The sequence below is a fragment of the Methylorubrum subtropicum genome (genome assembly GCF_038442325.1).
Lineage (GTDB): Bacteria > Pseudomonadota > Alphaproteobacteria > Rhizobiales > Beijerinckiaceae > Methylobacterium > Methylobacterium subtropicum.
This window is the reverse complement of record NZ_JBBXMW010000003.1, coordinates 99,242-123,023: the sequence shown is the minus strand read 5'-3', so window position 1 is coordinate 123,023 and position 23,782 is coordinate 99,242. Positions and strand designations below refer to the sequence as shown.

Annotated in this window: 20 protein-coding genes and 1 tRNA gene; 15 read left to right on the top strand and 6 right to left on the bottom strand. The window is 70.5% G+C overall.

Translation table 11 applies throughout. The features are described 5' to 3' along the window. Position 1 precedes the first annotated feature (1 nt). From egtD to AAHG03_RS05490, 3 genes are all read left to right on the top strand, one after another. Positions 2-928 (top strand): L-histidine N(alpha)-methyltransferase, encoded by a 927-nt coding sequence (egtD, locus tag AAHG03_RS05500; protein WP_342149343.1) that lies wholly within the window; start codon positions 2-4, stop codon positions 926-928. 113 nt (positions 929-1,041) lie between these two features. Further along, complete coding sequence (locus AAHG03_RS05495; RefSeq protein ID WP_003601858.1) at positions 1,042-1,308, top strand: DUF2312 domain-containing protein; 267 nt, start codon at positions 1,042-1,044, stop codon at positions 1,306-1,308. 98 nt (positions 1,309-1,406) lie between these two features. Continuing rightward, the gene (locus tag AAHG03_RS05490) at positions 1,407-1,904 is read left to right on the top strand and encodes a lipocalin-like domain-containing protein (protein ID WP_342149342.1); all 498 of its coding nucleotides are present in this window, start codon (positions 1,407-1,409) and stop codon (positions 1,902-1,904) included. Here AAHG03_RS05490 and arsB read toward each other — a convergent pair. Genes arsB through AAHG03_RS05475 form a run of 3 tightly spaced genes read right to left on the bottom strand, consistent with a single transcriptional unit; the run spans position 1,879 to position 3,743 of the window. Further along, entirely contained in the window at positions 1,879-2,943 is a 1,065-nt protein-coding gene (gene arsB / locus AAHG03_RS05485) for an ACR3 family arsenite efflux transporter (protein ID WP_342149341.1), read from the bottom strand. The two genes, AAHG03_RS05490 and arsB, sit on opposite strands and share 26 nt — an antisense overlap. A gap of 10 nt (positions 2,944-2,953) precedes the next feature. Next, positions 2,954-3,391, bottom strand: a complete 438-nt coding sequence (arsC, locus tag AAHG03_RS05480; protein ID WP_342149339.1) for an arsenate reductase (glutaredoxin) — start codon at positions 3,389-3,391, stop codon at positions 2,954-2,956. Continuing rightward, positions 3,384-3,743 carry an ArsR/SmtB family transcription factor gene (locus tag AAHG03_RS05475; protein WP_342149337.1) on the bottom strand — a complete coding sequence of 120 codons (360 nt, stop codon included), beginning with the start codon at positions 3,741-3,743 and terminating at the stop codon, positions 3,384-3,386. Before AAHG03_RS05475 ends, arsC begins: the two co-directional genes overlap by 8 nt. 50 nt (positions 3,744-3,793) lie before the next feature. Between AAHG03_RS05475 and arsH the strand changes: the two genes are divergently transcribed. Then, complete coding sequence (arsH, locus tag AAHG03_RS05470; RefSeq protein ID WP_342149336.1) at positions 3,794-4,540, top strand: arsenical resistance protein ArsH; 747 nt, start codon at positions 3,794-3,796, stop codon at positions 4,538-4,540. 1 nt (position 4,541) lies between these two features. Here the strand turns inward: arsH and AAHG03_RS05465 are convergent, their stop codons facing one another. The 3 genes from AAHG03_RS05465 to AAHG03_RS05455 form a co-directional block, all read right to left on the bottom strand. Then, entirely contained in the window at positions 4,542-6,008 is a 1,467-nt protein-coding gene (locus tag AAHG03_RS05465; protein WP_342149334.1) for a DUF882 domain-containing protein, read from the bottom strand. A gap of 367 nt (positions 6,009-6,375) precedes the next feature. Further along, positions 6,376-8,157 carry a L,D-transpeptidase scaffold domain-containing protein gene (locus tag AAHG03_RS05460; protein WP_342149333.1) on the bottom strand — a complete coding sequence of 594 codons (1,782 nt, stop codon included), beginning with the start codon at positions 8,155-8,157 and terminating at the stop codon, positions 6,376-6,378. Between the two features lie 286 nt (positions 8,158-8,443). Beyond that, complete coding sequence (locus AAHG03_RS05455) at positions 8,444-9,934, bottom strand: sigma-54-dependent transcriptional regulator (RefSeq protein WP_342149330.1); 1,491 nt, start codon at positions 9,932-9,934, stop codon at positions 8,444-8,446. Positions 9,935-10,256: 322 nt separating this feature from the next. Here AAHG03_RS05455 and AAHG03_RS05450 point away from each other — a divergent pair, with 322 nt between their 5' ends. The 11 genes from AAHG03_RS05450 to AAHG03_RS05400 all read left to right on the top strand — a co-directional run bounded on the left by AAHG03_RS05450 (position 10,257) and on the right by AAHG03_RS05400 (position 23,556). Further along, positions 10,257-12,134 (top strand): M3 family oligoendopeptidase, encoded by a 1,878-nt coding sequence (locus AAHG03_RS05450; RefSeq protein ID WP_342149329.1) that lies wholly within the window; start codon positions 10,257-10,259, stop codon positions 12,132-12,134. Between the two features lie 90 nt (positions 12,135-12,224). Further along, positions 12,225-13,595 carry an ABC1 kinase family protein gene (locus AAHG03_RS05445; RefSeq protein WP_342149328.1) on the top strand — a complete coding sequence of 457 codons (1,371 nt, stop codon included), beginning with the start codon at positions 12,225-12,227 and terminating at the stop codon, positions 13,593-13,595. A 172-nt stretch (positions 13,596-13,767) separates the two neighbouring features. Beyond that, on the top strand, positions 13,768-14,061 hold the full coding sequence (locus AAHG03_RS05440) for an aa3-type cytochrome c oxidase subunit IV (RefSeq protein ID WP_342149327.1): 294 nt from the start codon (positions 13,768-13,770) through the stop codon (positions 14,059-14,061). Positions 14,062-14,180: 119 nt separating this feature from the next. Then, positions 14,181-15,320, top strand: a complete 1,140-nt coding sequence (locus AAHG03_RS05435) for a Re/Si-specific NAD(P)(+) transhydrogenase subunit alpha (RefSeq protein ID WP_342149325.1) — start codon at positions 14,181-14,183, stop codon at positions 15,318-15,320. 21 nt (positions 15,321-15,341) lie between these two features. Then, positions 15,342-15,788: a proton-translocating transhydrogenase family protein gene (locus tag AAHG03_RS05430; RefSeq protein WP_342149324.1), complete on the top strand. Its 447-nt coding sequence runs from the start codon at positions 15,342-15,344 to the stop codon at positions 15,786-15,788. Between the two features lie 4 nt (positions 15,789-15,792). Further along, positions 15,793-17,193, top strand: coding sequence for an NAD(P)(+) transhydrogenase (Re/Si-specific) subunit beta (locus AAHG03_RS05425; protein ID WP_342149323.1), 1,401 nt, complete (start codon positions 15,793-15,795; stop codon positions 17,191-17,193). 310 nt (positions 17,194-17,503) lie between these two features. Further along, positions 17,504-19,327: a single-stranded-DNA-specific exonuclease RecJ gene (gene recJ / locus AAHG03_RS05420; protein WP_342149322.1), complete on the top strand. Its 1,824-nt coding sequence runs from the start codon at positions 17,504-17,506 to the stop codon at positions 19,325-19,327. A 267-nt stretch (positions 19,328-19,594) separates the two neighbouring features. Then, a tRNA-Tyr gene (locus AAHG03_RS05415) sits at positions 19,595-19,678 on the top strand. Between the two features lie 175 nt (positions 19,679-19,853). Continuing rightward, positions 19,854-20,594: a Crp/Fnr family transcriptional regulator gene (locus AAHG03_RS05410; RefSeq protein WP_342149321.1), complete on the top strand. Its 741-nt coding sequence runs from the start codon at positions 19,854-19,856 to the stop codon at positions 20,592-20,594. A gap of 49 nt (positions 20,595-20,643) precedes the next feature. Further along, positions 20,644-21,336, top strand: a complete 693-nt coding sequence (locus AAHG03_RS05405; protein WP_342149320.1) for a sensor histidine kinase — start codon at positions 20,644-20,646, stop codon at positions 21,334-21,336. A 234-nt stretch (positions 21,337-21,570) separates the two neighbouring features. Continuing rightward, entirely contained in the window at positions 21,571-23,556 is a 1,986-nt protein-coding gene (locus tag AAHG03_RS05400; RefSeq protein ID WP_342149319.1) for an autotransporter assembly complex protein TamA, read from the top strand. Positions 23,557-23,782: the final 226 nt, after the last annotated feature.

Sequence of the window (23,782 nt, the reverse complement as noted above, 5' to 3'; positions counted from 1 at the left end):
GATGGCCGACGCGACCGAGACGTTTCTACGCGATGCGCTCGCCGGCCTCACCGCTCCCACCAAGACGCTGCCGGGAAAGTATCTCTGGGACGATACCGGCTCGGACCTGTTCGACCGCATCTGCGCCCATCCCGACTACTACCCGACCGGGCACGAGATGGCGCTGCTCCCCGAGGTCGCCGCCGACGTGGCGGGCATCGTCGGACGGGATGTCGGCGTGGTCGAGTTCGGCGCGGGCGCGAGCCGCAAGATCCACGTGCTGCTCGACGCGCTGGAGGCGCCCAAGGCCTACGTCGCCCTCGACATCTCCGGCGACTTCTTGACTGCCGCGATCGCGCGGCTGGCGCCCGACTACCCGGACGTGACGATGACGCCGTTCGCGGCCGATTATTCGCGGCCGATCCGCCTGCCCGAGGGCGTGGCGGGCGACAACCGGCTCGGCTTCTTTGCCGGCACCAGCATCGGCAATTTCTCGCCGGACGAGGCGGCGGGCTTCCTTGCCCGCGCCCGCGACACGCTGGGGCCGAGCCGCTTCCTCGTCGGCGCCGACCCGACCCGCGACCCCGACCGCTTGAGGCGGGCCTACGGCGCCTGCGACGGGATGATGCCCGCGCTTCATCTCAACCTGCTGACCCGGATGAACCGCGAACTCGGCGCCGACTTCGCCCCCGACAACTTCCGGCACGAGGCGCGGGTGGTGGAGGAGCCGTTCCGGGTCGAGGCGCATCTCGTCGCGCTCCGCCCCGCGATCTACCGGCTGGGCGGCCAGGAGATAAGGTTCGAGCCTGGCGAGAGCATCCGCACCGACACCTCGCACAAATACACCCCCGCGGCGTTCTGGGCGCTGGCCGAGCGCAGCGGCTGGACGCCGGAGAAGATGTGGCTCGATCAGCAAGGCGCGTTCAGCCTGCACCTGCTGCGGGGGTGAGGCGGCGAACAGTGGGCATCAACGGCTGGGTAAGGTTGATGGGCTAACCCCGGACGATCCGGCGCGCCGGCCCGTGTGGGGTCGGCCCGCCTGCCGCACGAAGGAGCGCCGCCATGGCCGCATCGCCTGCCCCCGCCGTCGACCCGTCCTCGGTCGCCGCCGACCAGCTCAAGAGCATCATCGAGCGCATCGAGCGCCTGGAAGAGGAAAAGGCCGGCATCGCGGGCGACATCAAGGACGTCTACGCCGAGGCCAAGGCCAACGGCTTCGACGTGAAGGTGCTGCGCAAGATCATCTCCCTGCGCAAGCGCGACCACGACGAGCGCCAGGAGGAGGAGGCGATCCTCGAGCTGTACCTTCAGGCGCTCGGGATGGCGTAGAACCTAGTTACGAACGGGGCCGTCCGTCTCAAGGCGGCGGCCTCGAACGCCCGCGTCCGACGTTAATGTGCACACCGCACATCGGACGAGGAATTTTCATGCACCACTCGGGTCGTTTCGCCGCCCTCCTCGCGCTCGCGGCCTGCGCCGCGCCGGGCCTCGCGCGGGCGGAAGCCGATCCGCGGCTGACCGGGCTGTGGAAGCTCGTCTCCTACGAGGTCGAGGTTCGGGCCGACGGCAGCAAGGCGCCGGTGATGGGCGAGAAGCCCACCGGCTACGCCTACTTCACCCCCGAGAACCGCCTGTTCTTCGTGCTCACCGGCGAGGGCCGCAAGGCGGCCGAGACCGAGGCGCAGCGCGCCGCCCTGCTGGGGACGCTGGTGTCCTACTCCGGCACCTTCCGCACCGAGGGCGACAGCTGGACCGCCAAGGTCGACACGGCCTGGGACCCGAAATGGGTCGGCACCGAGCAGACCCGCATGTTCACGCTCGACGGCGAGCGCCTGCGGGTGCTGACGCCCTGGCGCGTCATGCCCAACTGGGCCGACAAGGGCGAGACCCGCAGCATCGTCACCTTCGTGCGCGGGAAGGATTGAGCGCGCCGCCCTCTTCGAGGCCCCGCTCGTACCAGCCCTTCGAGCGGTTCACGATCCACACCACCGAGAGCATCACCGGCACCTCGACGAGGACGCCGACCACCGTCGCGAGCGCCGCGCCCGAGTGGAAGCCGAACAGGCTGATCGCGGCGGCGACCGCCAACTCGAAAAAGTTCGAGGCGCCGATCAGCGCGGACGGGCCGGCCACGCAGTGCCGCTCGCCCGCGATCCGGTTCAGCCCGTAGGCGAGCCCGGAATTCAGATAGACCTGGATCAGGATCGGCACCGCCAGCAGCGCGATCACCCCCGGCTGCGCCAGGATCTGCTCGCCCTGGAAGCCGAACAGCAGCACCAGGGTGGCGAGCAGCGCGACGAGCGAGGCGGGCTGCAGCCGCGCGAGCAGCCGGTCGAGGGCGGCGGGACCGCCCGCGGCGAGCAGGCGGCGACGCAGAGCTTGCGCGACGATCACCGGCACGACGATGTAGAGCGCGACCGACAGCACCAGCGTGCCCCAGGGCACGGTGATGGCCGAGAGGCCGAGCAGCAGGCCGACGATGGGGGCGAAGGCCACCACCATGATGGCGTCGTTGAGCGCCACTTGGCTCAGCGTGAAGTGCGGCTCGCCCTTCGTCAGGTTCGACCACACGAACACCATGGCGGTGCAGGGCGCGGCCGCCAGGATGATGAGCCCGGCGATGTAGCTGTCGATCTGGTCGGCGGGCAGGTAGGGCCGAAAAAAGTGGCCGATGAAGAGCCAGCCGAGCAGGGCCATCGAGAACGGCTTGACCGCCCAGTTGACGAACAGCGTCACGCCGATGCCGCGCCAGTGCCGCCCGACATGGGCGAGCGCGGCGAAGTCGATCCGGAGCAGCATGGGGATGACCATGAGCCAGATCAGCCCCGCCACCGGCAGGTTCACCCGCGCGACCTCGGCCGCGCCGACGGCCTGGAAGACGCCCGGCACGAGATGGCCGAGCGCGATGCCGACGACGATGCAGAGCGCGACCCAGAGGGTCAGGTAGCGTTCGAAGGTGCTCATCGAAAACGTCTCAGGCGGTGGCGACGCGGCGGCCGTGCTCGTCGACGACGCGCTCGCCGTCCTCTTTCACGAATTCGCCCTGCTGCGCCGGGAGCAGGTCGAGGACGCGTTCGGAGGGTCGGCACAGGCGCACGCCCTTCGGACTCACCACCAGCGGGCGCTCGAGCAGGATCGGATGGGCCTCAATGGCGTCGAGAAGCTGCGCGTCGGTGAGCGCCGGGTCGCCGAGCCCGAGTTCGGCGTAGGGCGTGCCCTTCTGGCGCAGGGCCTCGCGCAGGTTCAGGCCGGCGCGGGCGAGCATCTGCGCGATCAGCGCCCGACTGGGCGGCATCTTGAGATACTCGACCACGTGCGGCTCGATGCCGGCGTTGCGGATCATCGCCAGCGTGTTGCGCGAGGTGCCGCAGGCGGGGTTGTGGTAGATCACGACGTCGAACGGATCAGGCACGGGCGGTGTCCTCGGCGGGCGGGCAGCAGGGCGACAGGGCGGCGATGGCCGGGGCGCAAACCTCCGGCCGCCCCTGGCAGCAATCGCGCATCAGGAAGCGGATCAGCTCCGACAGCCCCGAGAAATCGGCGCGGTAGCGGATCGAGCGGCCCTCGCGCCGGGACAGGACGAGCCCGGCCCGCGCCAGTTCCTTCAGGTGGAACGACAGGTTGGTCGCCCCGACGCCGACGGCTTCGGCCAGCGCCCCCGCGGGGAGCCCGTCCGGCCCGGCGGTGACGAGGGCGCGCACGACCCGGAGCCGATGCTCCTGGCCGAGGGCCGCGAAGGCCGCGAGGGCTTGCCGTTCGTCCACGGACCGTCCTACATTTCAATGATCGTTGAAGTGTAGAAGAGTCGGACCGAATGGACAAGCCCCGCCAGCCCTTCGCCGACGGGTTGCCGAACCTTTCCGAGGCGCATTTCGCCGTGCCGGATGCCGGGAGCCTGGGGGTCGCGGCGCCGTTCGGGCACGCGCCGCGCTTCCTCCTGCTCTACGGCTCGCTGCGGGAGCGCTCGTTCAGCCGCTTCCTCGCCTACGAGGCGGCCCGGCTGCTGGAGCGGATGGGCGGGGAGGTCCGCCTGTTCCACGCCCACGGCCTGCCGCTGCCCGACGACGCCACCGCCGACCATCCGAAGGTGCGGGAATTGCGCGAACTCTCGATCTGGTCGGAGGGGCAGGTCTGGGTCTCGCCGGAGCGGCACGGCACCCTCACCGGCGTGATGAAGAGCCAGATCGACTGGTTGCCGCTCAGCGAAGGCTCGGTGCGGCCGACGCAGGGGCGCACGCTCGCGGTGATGCAGGTCTCGGGCGGCTCGCAGAGCTTCAACGCCGTCAACGCGCTGCGCGTGCTCGGCCGCTGGATGCGGATGATCACGATCCCGAACCAGTCCTCGGTGCCGATGGCGTACCGGGAGTTCGACGAGGCGGGCCGGATGCGGCCGGGGCCGCTCTACGACCGGGTCGTCGATGTGTGCGAGGAACTGATGAAGTTCACGCTGCTGACCCGCGAGCGAGCCGACTTCCTCGTGGACCGCTACAGCGAGCGCAAGGAGCGGGCGCCGGAGCGGCTGCGGGACATCGATTCCGATATCCGCTCAGGGTCGAGATAGCTCAGCGCTTGGCGCCGAACCGGGCGTTCCAGAGCGGCGCCGTGGTGAAGCGGCCCGCGGTTCCCTCGCTCGCCGGCTGCGCGAAATCGCCGGGGGGCGTCGCGTCGGGCAGCGGGCGGACCTGAGCGACGCGCACCGGCGCGCTCGGGGCAGCGGCGGGCTGGACCATGCCGACGAACAGGCTGCGGACCTGCTCGCGCGGGTCGGCATCGGCCGGGACGAGCGGGGCGGGGGCCTCGGTCGCAGGCGACGCCTCGGGCGAAGCGAAGGTGGCGAGGCCGGTGAGCCCCGCGCCGTCGAGGGCGGCGAGCTGGACCGGGCGGCGCGGCGGCAGCGGCACGCTGTGGAGGGCCGCCACCGCAGCGAAGTCGGCGGGGCGGCGGGGCGGCAGCGGCGCCACGACCGAGCCGGACGGGACGGCCATCCCGGTCAGCAGCTCCTTGGCCGAGGGCGTGCCCGACTTGAGCGCGGCGTCGCGCAGGGCCTCCGAGGCGTTCGGCGCGGCGTAGGCCAGGGCCTGCGCGGGCGGCTGCGCCGAGGCCTGCGGCGCGCCGATGGGGGCCGCCGGGTCGGCACTCGCCACCACGACGCTCGCCTTGCCTCGCCCTTTGGCCGGGGCGGGGGCCGGGGCGCTGGCGACGGTCGCCGCCGGGGCTTGGCTCGCGCCGCCGCCGAACAGCGAGGCGAAGAAGCCCTTCAGGCCGGGGCCGTCGTCGATCTCGTCGGCGCTCGCCACCATGGTCTGGCCGGAGACGGTGCCGCCGCGGGCCAGGATCTCGGCGCGGGCCTCCTCGTAGCGGGCGAGCGGCTTGCCGTCGGCGGGCAGGTGCACGGTCTTGCCGTCCGGGAACAGGCGGGCGAGTTGGTCGCCGGTCATCCGCGGCCACGCGCGCACCGAGCCGACATCGAGATGGACGAAGGGCGAGCCGGAGCGCGGATACCAGCCGACGCCGCCCCGCTGGAGCCGCATGCCCGCGGCGCGGAGCTGATCGATGCTGGCGTCGGGCAGGAAGAAGTCGATGGCCTTGCCGGCCATGTGCTGGCTGGTCTCGGCCACGCCCGAGGAGGCGCGGCGCAGCATGCCGTTGGTCTTGGGGCTGCGATAGGCGGAGACGATGTACATCGGCCCCGTCGAGCCGATGGAGCGCTTGGCCTCCCACACCACGTCGAACAGGCGCGGGTCCATCTTGGTGGGCTCGTTCTCGCGCCAGTCGCGCAGGAACCAGTTGAGCCGGTCGAGGGCGGAGCGGTCGAAGCGCCCGTCGCGCTTGAACGTGACCGTGATGGTCTCGCCCGTGTGCTGGTGGACCATCGAGAGTTCGCGGGTGTCGCCGTTGGCGACCGCGTCCTGGGTGTCGGCGGTGCCGGCCACCAGCGCGGCGGCGACCGAGGCGAGGATCGCGGCGAGGCGCGCCCGACGAAGGCCGGGGAGGGCAGGCACGCGGTTCCGCAAGCGACCCTGCAGCATAGTCCTCACCTCCGCCGGGACGGGTCGAAGCCCACCCTGTTCGGGTCGCACGCCGACCGTCCGGAGGAGGGCTAAGAGGCAACCGTGGCGATGCTGGGGGCCAACCGTGGCGGAAAAGTGCCGCGCAAGAGCGTCGGCGCACGCAGATGCGGACAAGGCTGTGAATTGCCGAGCTGTGTGGCGTCTCCCACCCACCCCCTCATCCTGACTTCCAGTTCATCCCCCTCATCCTGAGGTGGCGGCGCGAAGCGACGCCCTCGAAGGAGGGCTCCAGAAGTCTCAGCGATCCACTGGAGCCCTCCTTCGAGGCTGCTCCGCAGCACCTCAGGATGAGGGGGATGGATGGGATGAGGGGAAGGAGCCACCGCTACCAGAAGCTGCGCGTCTCGCGGCGCACCGGCTCGGACGGCCAGGGCTCACCGAACATATCCACGTTGCGCCGCGGCTCGGCCCGCACGGCCTCGCGCGGCGCCGGGCGCGGGGCGGGGCGGTGGATGTCGCGCGGGGTCGGAGCGGCGGCGCGGGCTTCCGTCGCCGGCTTCGCCTTGGCCGCGGGGGCGCGGGCCACCGCGTCCGAGCGGGCGGCGAGGCCGAGCGCCACCTTCATCGGGCCGTCGTAGCCGTAGAGGTCGTTGAGCGTGCGGTACGTGCCGAAATCGTCCACGTACGCCGTGAAGTAGGCGAGGTGGACCGGGAGCTTCGCCGGCAGGCGCAAGGTGCGCTCGCCCTTGCCGATCAGCTTCTTCAGCCGCTCCTCGGTCCAGTCCGGCAGCACCGCGTCGGCGAAGCGGAAGGGGTCGTCCACGCGCACGCAGCCGTGGCTGAAGGCACGGGTCGTCGCCGAGAACAGCGAGCGGTTCGGGGTGTCGTGCAGGTACACCGCGTGCTGGTTGGGGAACATGAACTTGATGAAGCCGAGCGCGTTGCGCTCCCCCGGCGGCTGGCGCAGCGAGATCTGGCCGCCGCGGCGCACCACCTCGAACCCGGCGGTGCGGCCCGAGGCCAGCATCTGCTTGAGGATCGAGGGCGGCACGTACCAGGACGGGTTGACGACGGCGTATTCCATCATCCCGGAGAAGGTCGGGGTCGGGCTCTCGGGCTTGCCGACGATGACGCGGGTCTCGTCCTTCATCGCGCCGTTGCGGTACACCCGCAGCTTGAATTCCGGCACGTTGACGAAGACGTAGTCCGATCCGAGTTCGGACGGCAGCCAGCGCCAGCGCTCCATATTGACGAGGATCTCGGCCTCGCCGCCGGCCACCTTCGGGCGCTTGCCCGATTTCGACGACGGGGCTTCCGTCGTATGGCCGGCGCGCAGGGAAGCCAGCCGGCTCTTGAGGGCGAGGTAGCCGGGCTGGCGCGGGTTGTAGGCCTGCAGCGTCTCACCGGCCCCTGCGCCCGCGCTCGCCACGCGGGCCAGCGTCGCGTCCGCCGTCGGCAGGTCGAGGGTCGGGGTGACGAGCTTCGAGATCGAGGCCGGGTTCATCCGTCCACCGCGGGCGTCGCGGGCGTAGAGGGCGATGGCTGCCGAGAGCTTCAGCTCGGCGTCGGCCAGTTCCGCGTCGGTCTCGGGGCGACCGAGCTTGCCCAGCGCCGGCACCGGATAGGCATTCGGATCGAGCCCGTCCTCGGCGGCCGCGCGCAAGCGCGCAATCGCCGCGGTGGCGGCGGGGTTGAAGGCGCCGTTCTCGATCCAGGCCGGCTTGAAGTTGCCGAGCGCGTAGAACGCCTGCATCGCCTCCCGGTCCTTGCCCGTGAGGCGGGCGAGCAGGGGCGCGGAATCGTTGAGGCGGGCGAACACCGCCGCCGGCAGCGGCTCGCTCGGCGCCACCGGCGCGAGCGGGGCTTCCGCCGCAGGAGCGGGGGTTTCAGCACCGGGGGCCGGGGTCTCGGCGGCCGGGGCGGGGGTCTCCGCCGGGTTCGAACTCTGGGCCGGGGCTTGATCAGGGGCTTGGGCCGGCGCCTCGGCGGGCGGCGCCTCGACGGCGGGGGCGGGCGCGTCCGGCACCGCCGGGGCCTCGACCGCCGCCTTGCGGATGGGGGCGACCGCCTCCTCGCCGCGCACCGCCGGGGCGAAGGCGAGGAGGGCCGCGAACGCGACGGACAGGGTCCGCAGGACGCTCGATCCGGCTCCGGTTTCAGCGTGCATGGCGGCAACTCCCTGGAAACGGCCGAGTTTGCCGCAACCGTCGTTAAAGATCATCGTTCCAAGCGGAGCCGTGCGCAACCGCACGGTTCTTGTGTGGGCCTCAGGCGCCGGCGCCCGCGTTCGCGGGCTCAGGCTATCGCTCCGCTAGACGCCTCGGCGTAGCCGAGGCCGCTGCGCGGGGCGCTCTTCGCGCCCGGTGACACGGCGCTGCCGCACGATCCGGGCGGGAACGTGGTCGGTGCCGGCCGCCCGTTGCGGTCGTTGGACCGCGCCGGCTGTTTTGGCCTTACGCCGCGTCTTCGGAGCGCTCCTCCTCGTCGAGGCCCAGCTCCTTGAGCTTGCGGTAGAGGGTGGATCGGCCGATTCCGAGGCGGCGGGAGACTTCGGACATGCGACCGCGGTAGAATTGCAGGGCGAAGCGGATGGTCTCCGCCTCGATCGCCTCCATCGTCTTCATCTCGCCGGTGTCCTCGACCACCAGCGACATCGCGTGCGGGTCGCGCACTTCGACGCGGACGATCTCGCGAACCGGCTCCAGCCCGCCCGCGGGCATCATCGGCTGGCTCGGGGCCGGCGGGATGCGCACGTCGAAGCCCTCGACCTGCGCGGCGATCTGCGGGAACTCCGCCACCGTCAGCTCGTCGCCGTCGGCCAGCACCACCGCGCGGAACAGCGCGTTCTCCAACTGCCGCACGTTGCCGGGCCAGGGGTAGCGCGACAGCAGCGCCATCGCCTCCGGGCTGATGCCCCGCAGCCGCTTGCCCTCTTCCGCCGCGAAGCGGGCGCAGAACGAGCGCACGAGGTCCGGGATGTCCTCGCGGCGCGCCCGCAGCGGCGGCAGCGTCATCGGGAACACGTTGAGGCGGTAATACAGGTCCTCGCGGAACTTGCCCTGCTTGACGAGGTCGAGCAGCGAGCGGTTCGTCGCCGAGATCAGGCGGATATCGACCCGCACCGCCCGCTTGCCGCCGACGGGATCGACCTCACCTTCCTGGAGCGCGCGCAGCAGCTTCACCTGCGCGTCGAGGGGCAGTTCGCCGATCTCGTCGAGGAACAGCGTGCCGCCCGACGCCTCGACGAACTTGCCGACATGGCGCTCGGTGGCACCCGTGAACGCGCCCTTCTCGTGGCCGAACAGGGTGGATTCGACGAGGTTGTCGGGGATCGCGCCGCAATTGACCGTCACGAACGCCTTGCCGCGCCGCTCGCCCGAGCCCTGGATCGCGCGGGCCAGCACCTCCTTGCCGACGCCGGATTCGCCCTCGATCAGCACCGGGATGTTGGATTTCGCCGAGCGCTCGGCGAGGCGAATGACCCGGTCCATGTCCGGGCTCTTCGAGGCCAGATCCTTGAAGCCCAGCGAGCCGGAGGCGCGGCGGCGCATGCGGCGCACCTCCTCCTCCAGCTGATCGACCCGCAGCGCGTTCTTGATCGAGACCTGCAGCCGCTCGGCGCCCGCGGGCTTGACCACGAAGTCGACCGCGCCGGCCCGCATCGCGTTGACGACGGCGTCGATCGAGCCGTTCGAGGTCTGGACGATGACCGGCGTGTCGAGGCCGCCTTTCCGCATCTCGGCGAGCACGCCGAGCCCGTCGAGGCCGCCCGGCATGACGAGGTCGAGCAGCACCACGTCGATGCCCTCGCCCGCGCGCAGCAGGTTGAGACCGTCGAGACCGTTCTCGGCGACCTTCGCCTCGAAGCCGAGGCGGCGCACCATCGCCTCGGCGAGGCGGCGCTGCACGGGATCGTCGTCGATGATCAGGACGGTGGTGGACATGCGGGGCGCCTCGCTTTCCGCTTCTGCCGGCCAACCGCGCGCGGCGCTCCGCGTGAGCGGGGCCGATCGGGCGCGGACGGGCTGTTTCGTTTCGGCGCACAAGGTCGCTCAGATGCGTAAAGCGGCGCTTAACGACGACCTCACATTTCGGTCAAAAGACCTTTGAGGGCCTTGCACGGCCCGTTTCCCGCGACGTTCCGGGCCCTTGCGCGTTCGCGCGGCGCCCGAGTTGATCGGCGGAGCAAGGCGCTCGATATCAGTCGGCAGGAACGCGGGCGGGCGTCGTCGCCTTACCCGTCTCTACGCGAGGAAAGCCCCATCGATGTCGAGCCGAGTCGTCACCGCCGCCCTGTCTCCCGAACGCGCGCGGATTCCGGACGGTCTCGCGGCGCTGCGCAGCGCGGCGCAGGCGGCCGAGCTCGGCGCGCTGCCCGAATGGGACCTCTCCGACCTCTATGCCGGCATCGACGACCCGGCCTTCCGCGACGACCTCGAACGGGCCGAGACCGAGGCCCGCGCCTTCACCGAGCGTTACGCTGGACGGATCGGTGAGATCGCCGCAGGGCCCGACGCCTCCGCCGAACTCGGGCGGGCGGTCGCGGCGTTCGAGGCGATCGAGGACCTGATGGGCCGGCTGATGTCGTTCGCCGGCCTCGTCTATTCCGGCGACACCACCGACGAGACCCGCGCCAAGTTCTACGGCGACACCCGCGAGCGCCTGACCGCGGCCTCCGCCGACCTGCTGTTCTTCGGCCTCGAACTCAACCGCGTCGAGGATGCCGTGATGGACCGGGCGATGGCGGACGGCCCGCTCGCCCAGTACCGCCCCTGGATCGAGGACCTGCGGGCGGAAAAGCCCTACCAGCTCGACGACCGCACCGAAAAGCTGTTCCTCGAAAAGTCCGTCACCTCGAACGCCGCCTGGGACCGACTGTTCAACGAGACCATCGCGTCCTTGCGCTTCTCGGTGCAGGGCGAGCAGCTGACGCTGGAGCCGACCCTCAACAAGCTCCAGGACCGCGACGGCGCGGTGCGCCAGGAGGCGGCGCTCGCCATCGGCGACACGCTCCGGGCGAACCTGCGGGTCTTCGCGCTCATCACCAACACGCTGGCCAAGGACAAGGAGATCTCCGACCGCTGGCGCGGCTTCAAGGACGTGGCCGACGCCCGCCATCTCTCCAACCGCGTCGAGCCCGAGGTGGTCGCCGCCATGGTCGAGGCGGTGCGCGCCGCCTATCCGCGCCTGTCGCACCGTTATTACCGGCTCAAGGCCAAGTGGTTCGGCGTGGAGGCTCTGCCTTACTGGGATCGCAACGCCCCGCTGCCGAAGGTCGAGCAGCGCACGATCCCCTGGGCGGAGGCCCGCGACACGGTGCTCGACGCCTACAACGCCTTCTCGCCGGACATGGCGGGGATCGCGAAAAAGTTCTTCGACGGCGGCTGGATCGACGCGCCGACCCGGCCCGGCAAGGCGCCGGGCGCCTTCGCCCATCCGACGGTGCCGTCCGCCCACCCCTACGTGCTGGTGAACTACCAGGGCAAGCCGCGGGACGTGATGACGCTGGCGCACGAACTCGGCCACGGCGTGCATCAGGTGCTCGCCGCCCCCAACGGCGCCCTGATGGCCCCGACCCCGCTGACGCTGGCCGAGACCGCGAGCGTGTTCGGCGAGATGCTGACCTTCCGCAAGCTCTTGGCCGAGACCACCGACCCGACCCAGCGCCGGGCGATGCTGGCGGCCAAGGTCGAGGACATGATCAACACGGTGGTGCGCCAGATCGCGTTCTACTCGTTCGAGCGGAAGGTGCATCTGGCCCGCGCCAAGGGCGAGCTGACGGCCGACGAGATCAACGCCCTGTGGATGTCGGTGCAGGCCGAGAGCCTCGGCCCGGCCATCACCCTCGACAAGGGCTACGAGCCGTTCTGGGCCTACATCCCGCACTTCATCCACTCGCCGTTCTACGTCTACGCCTACGCCTTCGGCGACTGCCTCGTGAACTCGCTCTATGGCGTCTACGCGCGGGCCGAGCCCGGCTTCGTGGAGCGCTACTTCGCGCTCCTCTCGGCGGGCGGCTCGAAGCCCTACGGCGAACTCCTGAAGCCGTTCGGGCTGGATGCGAGCGATCCGGGCTTCTGGCAGATCGGCCTCGGGATGATCGAGGGGATGATCGCCGAGTTGGAGGCGATGGAGGCGGCCTAACCACCGCGGCGCGCCGTCCCAGCGCCCTCGCCGCGGGGCGGCTCCGCGCCTATCTCGGATCACATCCCCATCAGGACCGACCCCGAGGCCATGGCCGAGACCGATCGCGAAGCCAACCGCTTCACCGCCCGCGCGAGCCGCTACGCCAGCGTCGGCGCCAATGTCGGGGGCGTGGCCGCCCGCATGGCCGCCGCGCGCCTGTTCGGGGCTAAGGACGGCGCGGCCCCCAGCAACGCCGCCGCGCTCGCCCAGGCGCTGGGGGGCTTGAAGGGCCCGATCATGAAGGTGGCGCAGCTGCTCGCCACCGTGCCGGACCTGCTGCCCCCCGAATACGCGGCGGAACTCCAGAAGCTCCAGGCCGACGCGCCGCCGATGGGCGCGGCCTTCGTCAAGCGCCGGATGATGGCCGAACTCGGCGCCGACTGGCAGGGCCGCTTCAAAAGCTTCGAGCTGAAGCCCGCGGCCGCCGCCTCGCTGGGGCAGGTCCATCGCGCGACCTCGCTCGACGGGGCGCCGCTCGCCTGCAAGCTCCAGTACCCGGACATGCAGTCGGCGGTGGAGGCCGACCTCAAGCAGCTTCAGGTCGCCTTCGCCTTCCACCGCCGCATGAATTCCTGGCTCGACACCACCGAGATCGCCAAGGAGATCGGCGCGCGGGTGCGCGAGGAACTCGATTACGAGCGCGAGGCCAAGCACGCCGCGCTCTACGGCAGCGTCCTCAAGGACATCGATTCGGTGCGCGTGCCGCGGGTTCACACCGATCTCTCGACCAAGCGGCTGCTGACGCTCGGCTGGCTCGACGGCGAGAAGATCCTGAACTTTGCGCAGTCGCCGATCGAGACCCGCAACCGGCTGGCGCAGGCGATGTTCAAGGCGTGGTGGCACCCGTTCAGCCGCGCCGCCGTCATCCACGGCGACCCGCATCTCGGCAACTACACCGTCTTCTCCGAAGGGGGTGAGCCGCAGGGCATCAACCTGCTCGATTACGGCTGCGTCCGCATCTTCCACCCGCGCTTCGTCGGCGGCGTGGTCGATCTCTATCGCGGCCTGCTGGAGGACGACCGCGACCGGATCGTCCACGCCTACGAGGTCTGGGGCTTCAAGAAGCTCGACCGCGAGACCGTGGACATCCTCAACATCTGGGCCCGCTTCATCTACGGCCCGCTGCTCGAGGACCGCACCCGCACCGTCGCCGACGGGATCGAGCCCGGCGCCTACGGCCGGCGCGAGGCGTTCTCGGTGCATCAGGCCTTGAAGGAGCGCGGCCCCGTCACGATCCCTCAAGAATTCGTGTTCATGGACCGTGCGGCAGTCGGTCTCGGGGCGGTGTTCCTGCACCTGCGCTCGGAGCTGAACTACCACCGCCTGTTCGAGGCGGAGATCGAGCGCTTCTCCCTCGACGCCCTGGCGGAACGCCAGACGAGCGCGCTCAAACTGGCGGGGTTGCCGCAACCGGCGTGAGCCCCGTTGCGGCAGCCGGCTCGAGGCCCGGTGCCGCGCCGCCGCCCTGACGATCTTGGCAAAAACCCGTCATCCGCATGTCACCCTGGCGGTCAAGCTGATTGCTCCCCGCTTGGCCTTGCGCTAAATCCGCGCGACACAAGCAAAACGAAGTCAGGGAACGGGCGCGCAAATGGCGGACACCAAGACCCTCACGGGCCTGCATTACAGCCCGGCGATGGACGAGAAGACCCACGAGCAGACCTATCGCGGCTTCGTCCGCTTCGTCGAGATCGGCACCGTCACGGTGCTGTGCTGGGTGCTGGCGCTGGCCATCGGCGGCGTGCACGAGGCCTGGATCACCGCGATCATCGGCGTGCTCATCTCCTGGGGCCTCGCCGCGCTGGGCGCCCTCGTCCCGGCCATCGGCTGGAAGGCGCAGGCCGGCCTCTTCCTGGTCCTTCTCGCCATCCTCTTCCTGAGCTGAATTTCCGCCGCTGCAGGCCGGTCCGGACACGGACCGGTCTTTGCATGACAATTGAGCCGTCCACATAGCTCGGATACCGGCACGCCGAATGGGCGGCTGTAAGAACGGGAGCAAACCGAATGCGCATCGCCGTCTTGACGGAGGCGGATCCCGCGGAACCGCGGGTCGCCTCCGTCCCGGAAACGGTCAAGAAATTCGTCGGTCTGGGCGGCGAAGTCGTGGTGCAATCGGGGGCCGGCGCGACCGCCGGCGTACCCGATTCCGAGTATGAGGCGGCGGGCGCCAAGATCGCCCCGTCGGCCGAGGAGGCCCTGTCGGGCGCCGACCTCGTCCTCAAGGTGCGCCGCCCGTCGGCCGAGGAACTCGGCAAGATCGGCAAAGGCGCCACCGTCGTCGCCATCATGGACCCCTATGGCCATGAGGACGAGCTGAAGGCGATGGCGGAAGCCGGCGTGAACGCCTTCTCCATGGAGCTGATGCCCCGCATCACCCGCGCCCAGGTCATGGACGTGCTGTCCTCCCAGGCCAACCTCGCGGGCTACCGCGCCGTGATCGACGGCGCCGCCGAGTACGGCCGCTCCCTGCCGATGATGATGACCGCAGCCGGCACCGTGCCGGCCGCGCGCATCTTCATCATGGGCGTCGGCGTCGCCGGCCTCCAGGCCATCGCCACCGCCCGCCGCCTCGGCGCGGTCGTCACCGCCACCGACGTCCGCCCGGCCACCAAGGAGCAGGTCGAGTCGCTCGGCGCGAAGTTCGTCGCGGTCGAGGACGAGGAGTTCAAGTCGGCCGAGACCTCCGGCGGCTACGCCAAGGAGATGTCGGCGGAGTACCAGAAGAAGCAGGCGGAGCTGGTCAAGGGCCACATCGCCAAGCAGGACATCGTCATCACCACGGCCCTGATCCCGGGGCGCCCCGCGCCGAAGCTCGTCTCCGAGGAGATGGTCGCTTCGATGAAGCCCGGCTCGGTGCTCGTCGACCTCGCGGTCGAGCGCGGCGGCAACGTCGCAGGCGCCAAGGCGGGCGAGATCGTCACCACCGACAAGGGCGTGAAGATCGTCGGCCACACCAACGTGCCGGGCCGCCTCGCGGCCACCGCCTCCGCCCTCTACGCCCGCAACCTCTACGCCTTCGTCGAGACCCTGATCGACAAGGAATCCAAGGCGCTGGCGATCAAGTGGGACGACGAGCTCGTCAAGGCGACCAACCTCACCCGCGACGGTCAGGTGGTTCACCCGAACTTCCAGCCCAAAGCCTGACGATCGCGGAGGATCCGAGACATGGCTAACGTACCTCTTCCTGCCGCGGAGCAGGCCCAGGCGGCCGCCGCCGCCGCCAAGACGGCGGCCGAAATCGCCCGCCAGAACGCCGTCCAGGCGCAATCCATCGCCGATTCCCTCGCCCACGGCGTGTCGGCGGCCACCCACGGCGCGGTCGATCCGACCGTGTTCCAGCTCGCGATCTTCGTGCTCGCGATCTTCGTCGGCTACTACGTGGTCTGGTCGGTGACCCCGGCGCTCCACACCCCGCTGATGTCGGTCACCAACGCGATCTCGTCGGTCATCATCGTCGGCGCGCTGCTCGCCGCCGGCGTGCCGCTCATCGAGAAGGGCACCGGCTGGGCCCGGTTCTTCGGCTTCATCGGTATCGTGCTCGCCTCCGTGAACATCTTCGGCGGCTTCCTCGTCACGCAGCGCATGCTCGGCATGTACAAGAAGAAGGCCTGAGGCGATGTCGGAAAACGTCTCTTCCCTTCTCTACATCGTCGCCGGCGTCCTGTTCATCATGGCGCTGCGGGGGCTCTCGCACCCCACCACGTCGCGACAGGGCAACCTGTACGGCATGATCGGCATGGCGCTCGCCGTGCTCACCACGCTCATCGGCCATCCGCCGGCGGGCTTCGGCGCCTGGATCATCGTGCTGCTCGGCCTCGGCATCGGCGGCGGCGCCGGCGCGGTGATCGCCAAGCGCGTCCCCATGACGGCGATGCCGCAGCTCGTCGCGGCCTTCCACTCCCTCGTCGGCCTCGCGGCTGTGGCGGGTGCGGCGGCGACCCTCTACGCCCCCCAGGCGGTCGGCATCCTCGAGAACGGCCACATCCACAAGGAGTCGCTGTTCGAGATGGCGCTGGGCGCGGCGATCGGCGCGATCACCTTCACCGGGTCGGTCATCGCCTTCGCCAAGCTCGACGGGCGCATGTCGGGCAAGCCGATCATGCTGCCGCAGCGGCACGCCATCAACATCGGCCTCGGCATCGCCCTGGTGGTGCTGATCGCGATCTTCATCGGCAACGAGAGCAAGCTGGTCTTCTGGCTGATCGTGCTGCTGTCGTTCGCGCTCGGCGGCCTGCTCATCATCCCGATCGGCGGCGCCGACATGCCCGTCGTCGTGTCGATGCTCAACTCCTACTCGGGTTGGGCCGCGGCCGGCATCGGCTTCACGCTGGGCAACCTCGCGCTCATCATCACCGGCTCGCTGGTCGGCTCGTCGGGCGCGATCCTGTCCTACATCATGTGCAAGGCGATGAACCGCTCGTTCATCTCGGTCATCCTCGGCGGCTTCGGCGGTGATTCCGCGGCGGCCGCGGGCGGCGGCCAGGTCGAGACCCGGCCCGTGAAGCAGGGCTCGCCGGACGACGCGGCTTACATCATGAAGAACGCCGAGCGCGTGATCATCGTCCCCGGCTACGGCATGGCGGTCGCCCAGGCGCAGCACTCCCTGCGCGAGATGGCCGACATGCTCAAGAAGGAGGGCGTGGACGTGAAGTACGCGATCCACCCGGTCGCGGGCCGCATGCCGGGCCACATGAACGTGCTCCTGGCCGAAGCCAACGTCCCCTACGACGAGGTGTTCGAGCTGGAGGACATCAACGGCGAGTTCCCGCAGGCCGACGTCGCCTTCGTGATCGGCGCCAACGACGTCACCAACCCGGCCGCCAAGACCGACAAGGCCTCGCCGATCTACGGCATGCCGATCCTCGACGTGGAGAAGGCCAAGACCGTGCTGTTCATCAAGCGCGGCATGGGCTCGGGCTACGCGGGCGTGGAGAACGAGGTGTTCTTCCGCGACAACACCATGATGCTGTTCGGCGACGCCAAGAAGGTCGTGGACTCGGTCCTCAAGAACCTCTGAGCGACGGCCAAGGCACGAGCGGCGGGGCGGGTGAGCGATCGCCCGCCCCGTTTTTTTGCGCCCCGTCATTCCGGGACTCGCCAGAGGCGAGAACCCGGACCCGGAGGGGCGCGCCGGAGGCGTGCAATCCACGACTGGCCGCAACGGTTCGTCTGCAATCGGCACCGCGCATCACGGGTGGATTCCGGGTTCCGCTGCGCGGCCCCGGAATGACGGCGGTGGGGCTTGGGCCTGTCCGGCCAAATCCGTGAGATGCGTCTGAGATGCAGCTGTCATCTTGAAGGCGCAGCCAGGAGCCGGCGAAGCGGGTATGTTGTCGCCCGTGTCCGCCTCAGCTCTTCTCCAAAGCGACAAAAGCATTCTCGGCGTGGACGCCTCCGTGCTGGGGCGGCCCTGGCGGGAGCGTTGTGCCGATGCGGGCCTGCAAGCCTTCGCCACGGCGATGACGCAAGGCTACGGCCTGCCGGACCTCCTCGCCCGCGTGCTCGCCGGGCGCGGCGTGCGGCCGGCGGAAGCGGAGGCCTATCTCGCGCCGCGCCTGCGCGACCTGATGCCGGACCCGTCCGTGCTGGTGGCGATGGAGGCGGCGGTGGAGCGCCTCGCCCACACTGTCCGGACCCGCGAGCCGGTGGCGATCTTCGGCGATTACGACGTGGACGGCGCGGCGAGCGCGGCGCTGCTCGCTGAGTACCTGCGGGCGCTCGACGTGCCGGTGCGCATCCACATCCCGGACCGGATCACCGAAGGCTACGGCCCGAACGTCACGGCCGTCACCGCGCTGGCGGAGGAAGGCGCGAAGCTCCTCGTCTGCGTCGATTGCGGCACCGCCGGCCACGAGCCGCTGGCCGCTGCCGCCGGTCTCGGCCTCGACGTGATCGTGCTCGACCATCACGGCGCCCCGGAGGAGCTGCCGCCGGCGCGGGCCGTGGTGAACCCCAACCGCCTCGACGACCTGTCGGGGCTGGGCCATCTCTGCGCGGCGGGCGTGGTGTTCATGACGCTGGTGGCGCTCGCCCGGCGGCTGCGGGGGGAGGGCGCCTTCGGCTCGGGCGAGGGGCCGCGACTCACCGATTCCCTCGATCTCGTCGCGCTCGCCACCATTGCCGACGTGGTGCCGCTGAAGGGGCTCAACCGCGCCTTCGTGGTCCAGGGGCTCGCGGTGATGCGGGGCCGCGGGCGCCCCGGCCTCGCCGCGCTGCTCGATGCGGCGGGGCTCGCTGAGCCGCCGGAGGCGTGGCATCTCGGCTTCCTGCTCGGCCCCCGCATCAATGCGGGCGGGCGCATCGGCGATGCAGGGCTCGGGGCGCGGCTCCTGACCACCACCGACGCGATCGAGGCACGGGGCATCGCCGCCGAGCTCGACCGGCTCAACCGCGAGCGGCAGGCGATCGAGGCCGTCGCCGTGGCGGAGGCCGAGGCCGACATGGACCGCCGGCTCGCCCTCGATCCCGACCGGCCGGTGCTGGTGGCCGCCTCGCCCGAATGGCATCCGGGCATCGTCGGGCTGATCGCCGCCCGGCTCAAGGAGCGGTTCGGCCGCCCGGCCTTCGCCTTCGCGGTCAAGCCCGACGGCACCGCGGTCGGCTCCGGCCGCTCGGTGGCGGGCGCCGACCTCGGCGCGGCGGTGCGCGCGGCGGTCGAGGAGGGGCTGGCGATCAAGGGCGGCGGCCACGCCATGGCGGCGGGCGTGACGCTGGCAGCAAACCGGCTCGATGCGCTCAGCGCGGGCCTCGACCGGGTGCTCGCCGACTCGGTCGCGCAGGCCCGCGCGGCGGAGGCGCTGCTGATCGACGGCACGGTCAGCGCGGGCGGGGCGACCGCCGAACTGGTGCGGCTGATCCAGCGCGCCGGGCCGTTCGGGCAGGGGGCGCCCGAGCCGGTGATGGCGCTGCCGCGCCACCGCCTCGTCGATGCGGCGATCGTCGGCAACGGCCATGTGCGCGCGCGCTTCGCCAGCGGCGACGGCCAGACGCTCGGCGCCATCGCCTTCCGGGCTGCGCAGGGGCCGGTCGGCACGGCGCTGCTCGGCGGCATCGGCCGCACCTTCCACGCCGCCGGCACCCTCTCCTGCGACCGCTGGCGCGGCGCCGAGCGGGCGCAGCTGCGGATCTGCGATCTGGCGCCGCGCGGGTGAGATAGGTTTCGGACGGTCGGGTCGGTGGCCGGGTCGCTTCTCCTCCCCCTTGCGGGGAGGAGGTAGGAGGTGGGGGTGGTGCCGGATGCGGCTCGGCGGTGCCTTCTGAACCACCCCCACCCCTACCCCTTCCCGCAAGGGGGAGGGGACAGGCGCCTTCAGGCTCGGCAACACCCCGAACTCTCTGTTGACACCCGCCTGCGGCGTCACCATAAGGACGACGCCCGCTGCGGAGCGCCAGTCTCTGGCCCGCGGTGACAGCGGTTTGGGGGAATGTCCCGAGCGGCAAAGGGGGCGGACTGTAAATCCGCTGCGTAAGCTTCGTAGGTTCGAGTCCTACTTCCCCCACCAAACCCACCTGCCCGACTAGTACGAACGGACTGCGCCCCGCCGCCGCGGGACGAATCTCCGCGTCCGAACGTTGTTGCCCGAGATCGCTGTTCATGGCGGCCGGCAAGATATAACTTTGTTGAATTTCCACGGCCGCGATGACGGCTAGGTTGCCGCGAATTCGTAAGGAAGAGTCGTGGTCAACCCTCTCGTCCGCAAGTTGGAGAACTTCGTCCGCCTCTCCCCGGAGGAGCGGAATGCCCTCGACCGCGTCATCCAGAACACCCGCAGGCTCGGGCCGCGGGAGGACGTGGTCCGCGACGGCGACCGGCCGCGCCACGTCAACCTGATCCTCGAAGGCTGGGCCTGCCGCTACAAGCAGCTGGAGGACGGGCGCCGGCAGGTGATCTCGATCTTCCTGCCCGGCGATATGTGCGATCCGCACGTCTTCGTCCTGAAGAACATGGACCACTCGCTCGGCACGCTGACTTCGTGCCTCGTCGCCGAGGTGTCGGAGGCCTCGATCCGCGAGATCACGGCGGAGCATCGCAGGCTGGAAGAGGCTCTGTGGTGGGAGATGCTGGTTCAGGCGGCGATCCAGCGGGAATGGACCGTCAGCCTCGGCCAGCGCCTCGCGACGGAGCGGCTGGGGCATCTCTTCTGCGAGCTGTTCAAGCGCTTGGAGGCGGTCGGCCTCACCAACGGCACGAGCTGCGAATTCCCGATCACCCAGGCCGATCTCGGCGACGCGATGGGGCTCTCGACGGTGCACATCAACCGCACCCTGAAGGAGCTGCGTGCCGCCGGGCTGATCCGCCTGCGCGGGCGCCAGCTGACGATTCCCGATTTCGCCGCCCTGCAATCCGCCTCGCTGTTCGATCCGTCCTATTTGCATCACGAACGCGAAATCGCCGTCTCGGCAGTCGGCGACACTTGAGCCAGAACGGGAGGGCCAGCCACATGCGTGCGAGGTGGATGGCGAGGCGATGACCCAGGACGATCAGGATCCGCGCATTGCGGAACTCGAGGCGGAGAACAGGCGCCTGCGCCGCTTCCTCGACGAGAAGGGCCTGCCCGCCGAGCAGCGCCATCAGGTCCGCAACACGCTGGCGATGCTGCGCGCGATCATCCGGCGCTCGTCGGAGACCGCCGACAACGTCGAGACCTACGCCGCCCATCTCGACGGGCGCCTCGATGCCATCGCCCGCGTGCTGAGCGCGCTGATGCGCAGCGTGCCCGACGGCGTGGCGCTCCACGCCCTCATCGCCGACGAGTTGCTGGCCCACCTCGCCCGCGAGGGCGATCAGGTCGCGATCTCCGGGCCGAACCTGCGCCTGCGCCCCGGCGCCGCCGAGATCGTCGCGCTGGCGATCCACGAACTCACCGTCAACGCCCTCGAACACGGTGCCCTGATGGTGCCGCACGGTCGCATCGCCGTGACGTGGGCGGTGGAGCCGCCCGCAGCCGGGGGGAGGCTCACCTTCGTCTGGACCGAGACCGGCCTGGAGAATCTCCCGGCCGCGCCGCCGCGCCGCGGCTTCGGCAGCGAGGTGCTGGAGCGCAGCCTACGCTACGAATTGAAGGCCGAGACCGAGCTTGCCTACGAGCCGGGGGGCCTGCGCTGCACCATCACGATGCCGCTGCCGCCGCAGATCCGGCTGGTGGAGGACGAGGAGTAGGCTCGAGCATCGGCCCGAGAGGTGGGAACCGGCTCTCGGAAAAAAGCCGATGCGGCACAGCAACTTAGACAATCGTCCTGAATTTCGTATTCAGGACGATTGTCTAATCACCAGCTCTTGAGGCGTCCCAAGCGTGGCCGGGTAGCCGCGGCCGTCATCGACGGGTAGTTTACCAAACGATGCTTTGCTCGTGAGGCATCGGACCCGCCGGAAGAGACGGACCCGCCTCATCGTATGACCGACCGGAAGAATCGCCCCCTGCGTTCGCCCGTGATCGGTGGCGTGTTCCTCTCGGCCGTCCTCGCCGCGGGCTTGCCGCAGCCGGCGGTCGCCTTCGATTTGTTCGGCCTGTTCGGCTCGGAAGAGGAGCCGCCCGCCCCGAGCGCCGCCGCGCTGCCCTACAGCGTGCGCATCACCGGCACCGACGATTCCGACGTCCTGACCGCCCTGCAGGACACCTCGACCCTCTACCGCCTGCGCCAGGAGGCCCCGCCGGACGGCGAGGGGCTGGTGCGCCGGGCCGAGGCCGATCTGCGCCGCCTCACCGACGTGCTCTCCGGCTACGGCTATTATCAAGGCACGGTCTCGATCCGCGTGGACGGCGTGCCGGTCACCGGCGAGGCCTCGCTTCTCGCCGCAGCCCGCGCCGCGGAAGGCTCGCGCGCCCGCGCCCTGGTGCCGGTGAAGATCGCCGTCGATCTCGGCCCCGCCTACACCGTGCGCTCCGTGCGCGCGCTCGACCCCCGCGGAAACCCCTTCCCCTCCGAGTTGCTGCCCGAGCGATTCGTGCGCCCCGGCGACGACGTGCCGGCCCGCTCGGCGACCGTGCTCGCCCGCGAAGCCAGAATCGTCGATCGCTTCCGTGCGCTCGGCCATCCCTTCGCCAAGGCGGTGTCGCGCGATCCGGTGGTGGACGACGCCGCCCACGTCATGGACGTGACCTTCACCATCGATCCGGGGCCCAAGGCGGGTCTCGGCGAGGTCGCCGTGACGGCCTCCGAGGGGATCGACCCGGCCGTCATCCGCTCGTTCATCTACACCGAGCCGGGCGATCCGTATTCGCCCAAGGCGGTGGCCGACATCCGCCGCTCGGTCGCCCGCCTCGAGGGCTTGGGCGCCGTGCGCGTGCGCGAGGGCGAGAGCCTGGACGCGTCGGGCAACCTGCCGATCTTCGTCGAGGTGAGCGAGCGCGAACGCAACCTCATCGGCGTCTCGGCCCGCTACTCCACCGTCGACGGCCCCGGCATCCGCGCCTACTACGCCAACCGCAACCTGTTCGGCGGCCTGGAGACGCTGCGGCTCGACGCCGACATCTACTACCTCGGCCTCGGCTACGATCCGTTCGCGCAGCAGCGCAAGGCGGCGGGCATCGACACCACGGGCTTAGGCGGGCGCGTCTCGGCGACCTTCGTCAAGCCGGCGCTCTGGGGCAGCCGCAACGACCTGCTCGCCAACCTGTTCGTCACCCGCGAGGTGCAGCAGAGCTACTTCGTCGATGCCGCGGGGGCCTCGGTGGCGGTGCGCCACCGCTTCTCCGACACGTTCTCGGCGCAGGTCGGCCTCGACGGGCAGGTCGGCCGCTCGCAGGACGCGCTCGGCACGGTGAAGTACCGCCTCGTCGGCGTGCCGGTCTCGGTCACCTACGATTCGACCGACAACCTGCTCGATCCGACGCAAGGGTTCCGCTTCCAGGCGTCGGCCGCGCCCTATCCGGGCTTCCTCGGCTCGGACCCCGGCATCTTCGTCGCGAAAGCGCAGGGCTCGACCTATTACGCGCTCGACGAGGACGCGAACTATGTGCTCGCCGGCCGCGTCGGCTTCGGCTCGGTCTCCGGCGCGCGGCTCGACGAGATCCCGGACAATTTCCGCTTCTTTGCGGGCGGCGGCGGCTCGGTGCGCGGCTTCGCCTATCGCACGCTGGGGCCCCGCGGCCCGTTCAACCTGCCGATCGGCGGACGCAGCCTGTTGGAGGCCTCCATCGAGGCCCGCATCAAGGTCACCGACACCATCGGCATCGTGCCGTTCTTCGACGCGGGCACCGCCTTCGCCTCGACCCTGCCGGATTTCGATGAGCGTATCCGCAAGGCGGTGGGTCTGGGCCTGCGCTACTACACCGGCATCGGCCCGATCCGCGTGGACGTCGCCTTCCCGCTCGACCGGATCAAGGGATACCACGAGCGCCCGGTCGCCCTGTACATCAGTCTCGGACAGGCCTTCTGAATGGGGTTTTTTCGCATCTCGCGCAGCGCCAACCCTCCCCCCTCTGCGGGGGAGGGTGCCTCGCGGATGCGAGGCGGGAGAGGGGCAGCGCGACGGTCCCGCTCGGCCGCCGTCGTCCAGTCATCTCCGGAAGCGGCGCTCCCCTCACCCGCCCCCCTTCGGGGGCCACCCTCTCCCGCGGAGGGGAGAGGGGGATTCCGCGGACAGGGGAGAGGGTTTCCTGCGG

Coding starts and splice junctions, on each gene's coding strand:
- egtD (WP_342149343.1), top strand. CDS start 2: ATGGCCGACGCGACCGAGACGTTTCTACGCGATGCGCTCGCCGGCCTC.
- AAHG03_RS05495 (WP_003601858.1), top strand. CDS start 1,042: ATGGCCGCATCGCCTGCCCCCGCCGTCGACCCGTCCTCGGTCGCCGCC.
- AAHG03_RS05490 (WP_342149342.1), top strand. CDS start 1,407: ATGCACCACTCGGGTCGTTTCGCCGCCCTCCTCGCGCTCGCGGCCTGC.
- arsB (WP_342149341.1), bottom strand. CDS start 2,943: ATGAGCACCTTCGAACGCTACCTGACCCTCTGGGTCGCGCTCTGCATC.
- arsH (WP_342149336.1), top strand. CDS start 3,794: ATGGACAAGCCCCGCCAGCCCTTCGCCGACGGGTTGCCGAACCTTTCC.
- AAHG03_RS05465 (WP_342149334.1), bottom strand. CDS start 6,008: ATGCTGCAGGGTCGCTTGCGGAACCGCGTGCCTGCCCTCCCCGGCCTT.
- AAHG03_RS05460 (WP_342149333.1), bottom strand. CDS start 8,157: ATGCACGCTGAAACCGGAGCCGGATCGAGCGTCCTGCGGACCCTGTCC.
- AAHG03_RS05455 (WP_342149330.1), bottom strand. CDS start 9,934: ATGTCCACCACCGTCCTGATCATCGACGACGATCCCGTGCAGCGCCGC.
- AAHG03_RS05450 (WP_342149329.1), top strand. CDS start 10,257: ATGTCGAGCCGAGTCGTCACCGCCGCCCTGTCTCCCGAACGCGCGCGG.
- AAHG03_RS05445 (WP_342149328.1), top strand. CDS start 12,225: ATGGCCGAGACCGATCGCGAAGCCAACCGCTTCACCGCCCGCGCGAGC.
- AAHG03_RS05440 (WP_342149327.1), top strand. CDS start 13,768: ATGGCGGACACCAAGACCCTCACGGGCCTGCATTACAGCCCGGCGATG.
- AAHG03_RS05435 (WP_342149325.1), top strand. CDS start 14,181: ATGCGCATCGCCGTCTTGACGGAGGCGGATCCCGCGGAACCGCGGGTC.
- AAHG03_RS05430 (WP_342149324.1), top strand. CDS start 15,342: ATGGCTAACGTACCTCTTCCTGCCGCGGAGCAGGCCCAGGCGGCCGCC.
- AAHG03_RS05425 (WP_342149323.1), top strand. CDS start 15,793: ATGTCGGAAAACGTCTCTTCCCTTCTCTACATCGTCGCCGGCGTCCTG.
- recJ (WP_342149322.1), top strand. CDS start 17,504: ATGTTGTCGCCCGTGTCCGCCTCAGCTCTTCTCCAAAGCGACAAAAGC.
- AAHG03_RS05405 (WP_342149320.1), top strand. CDS start 20,644: ATGACCCAGGACGATCAGGATCCGCGCATTGCGGAACTCGAGGCGGAG.
- AAHG03_RS05400 (WP_342149319.1), top strand. CDS start 21,571: ATGACCGACCGGAAGAATCGCCCCCTGCGTTCGCCCGTGATCGGTGGC.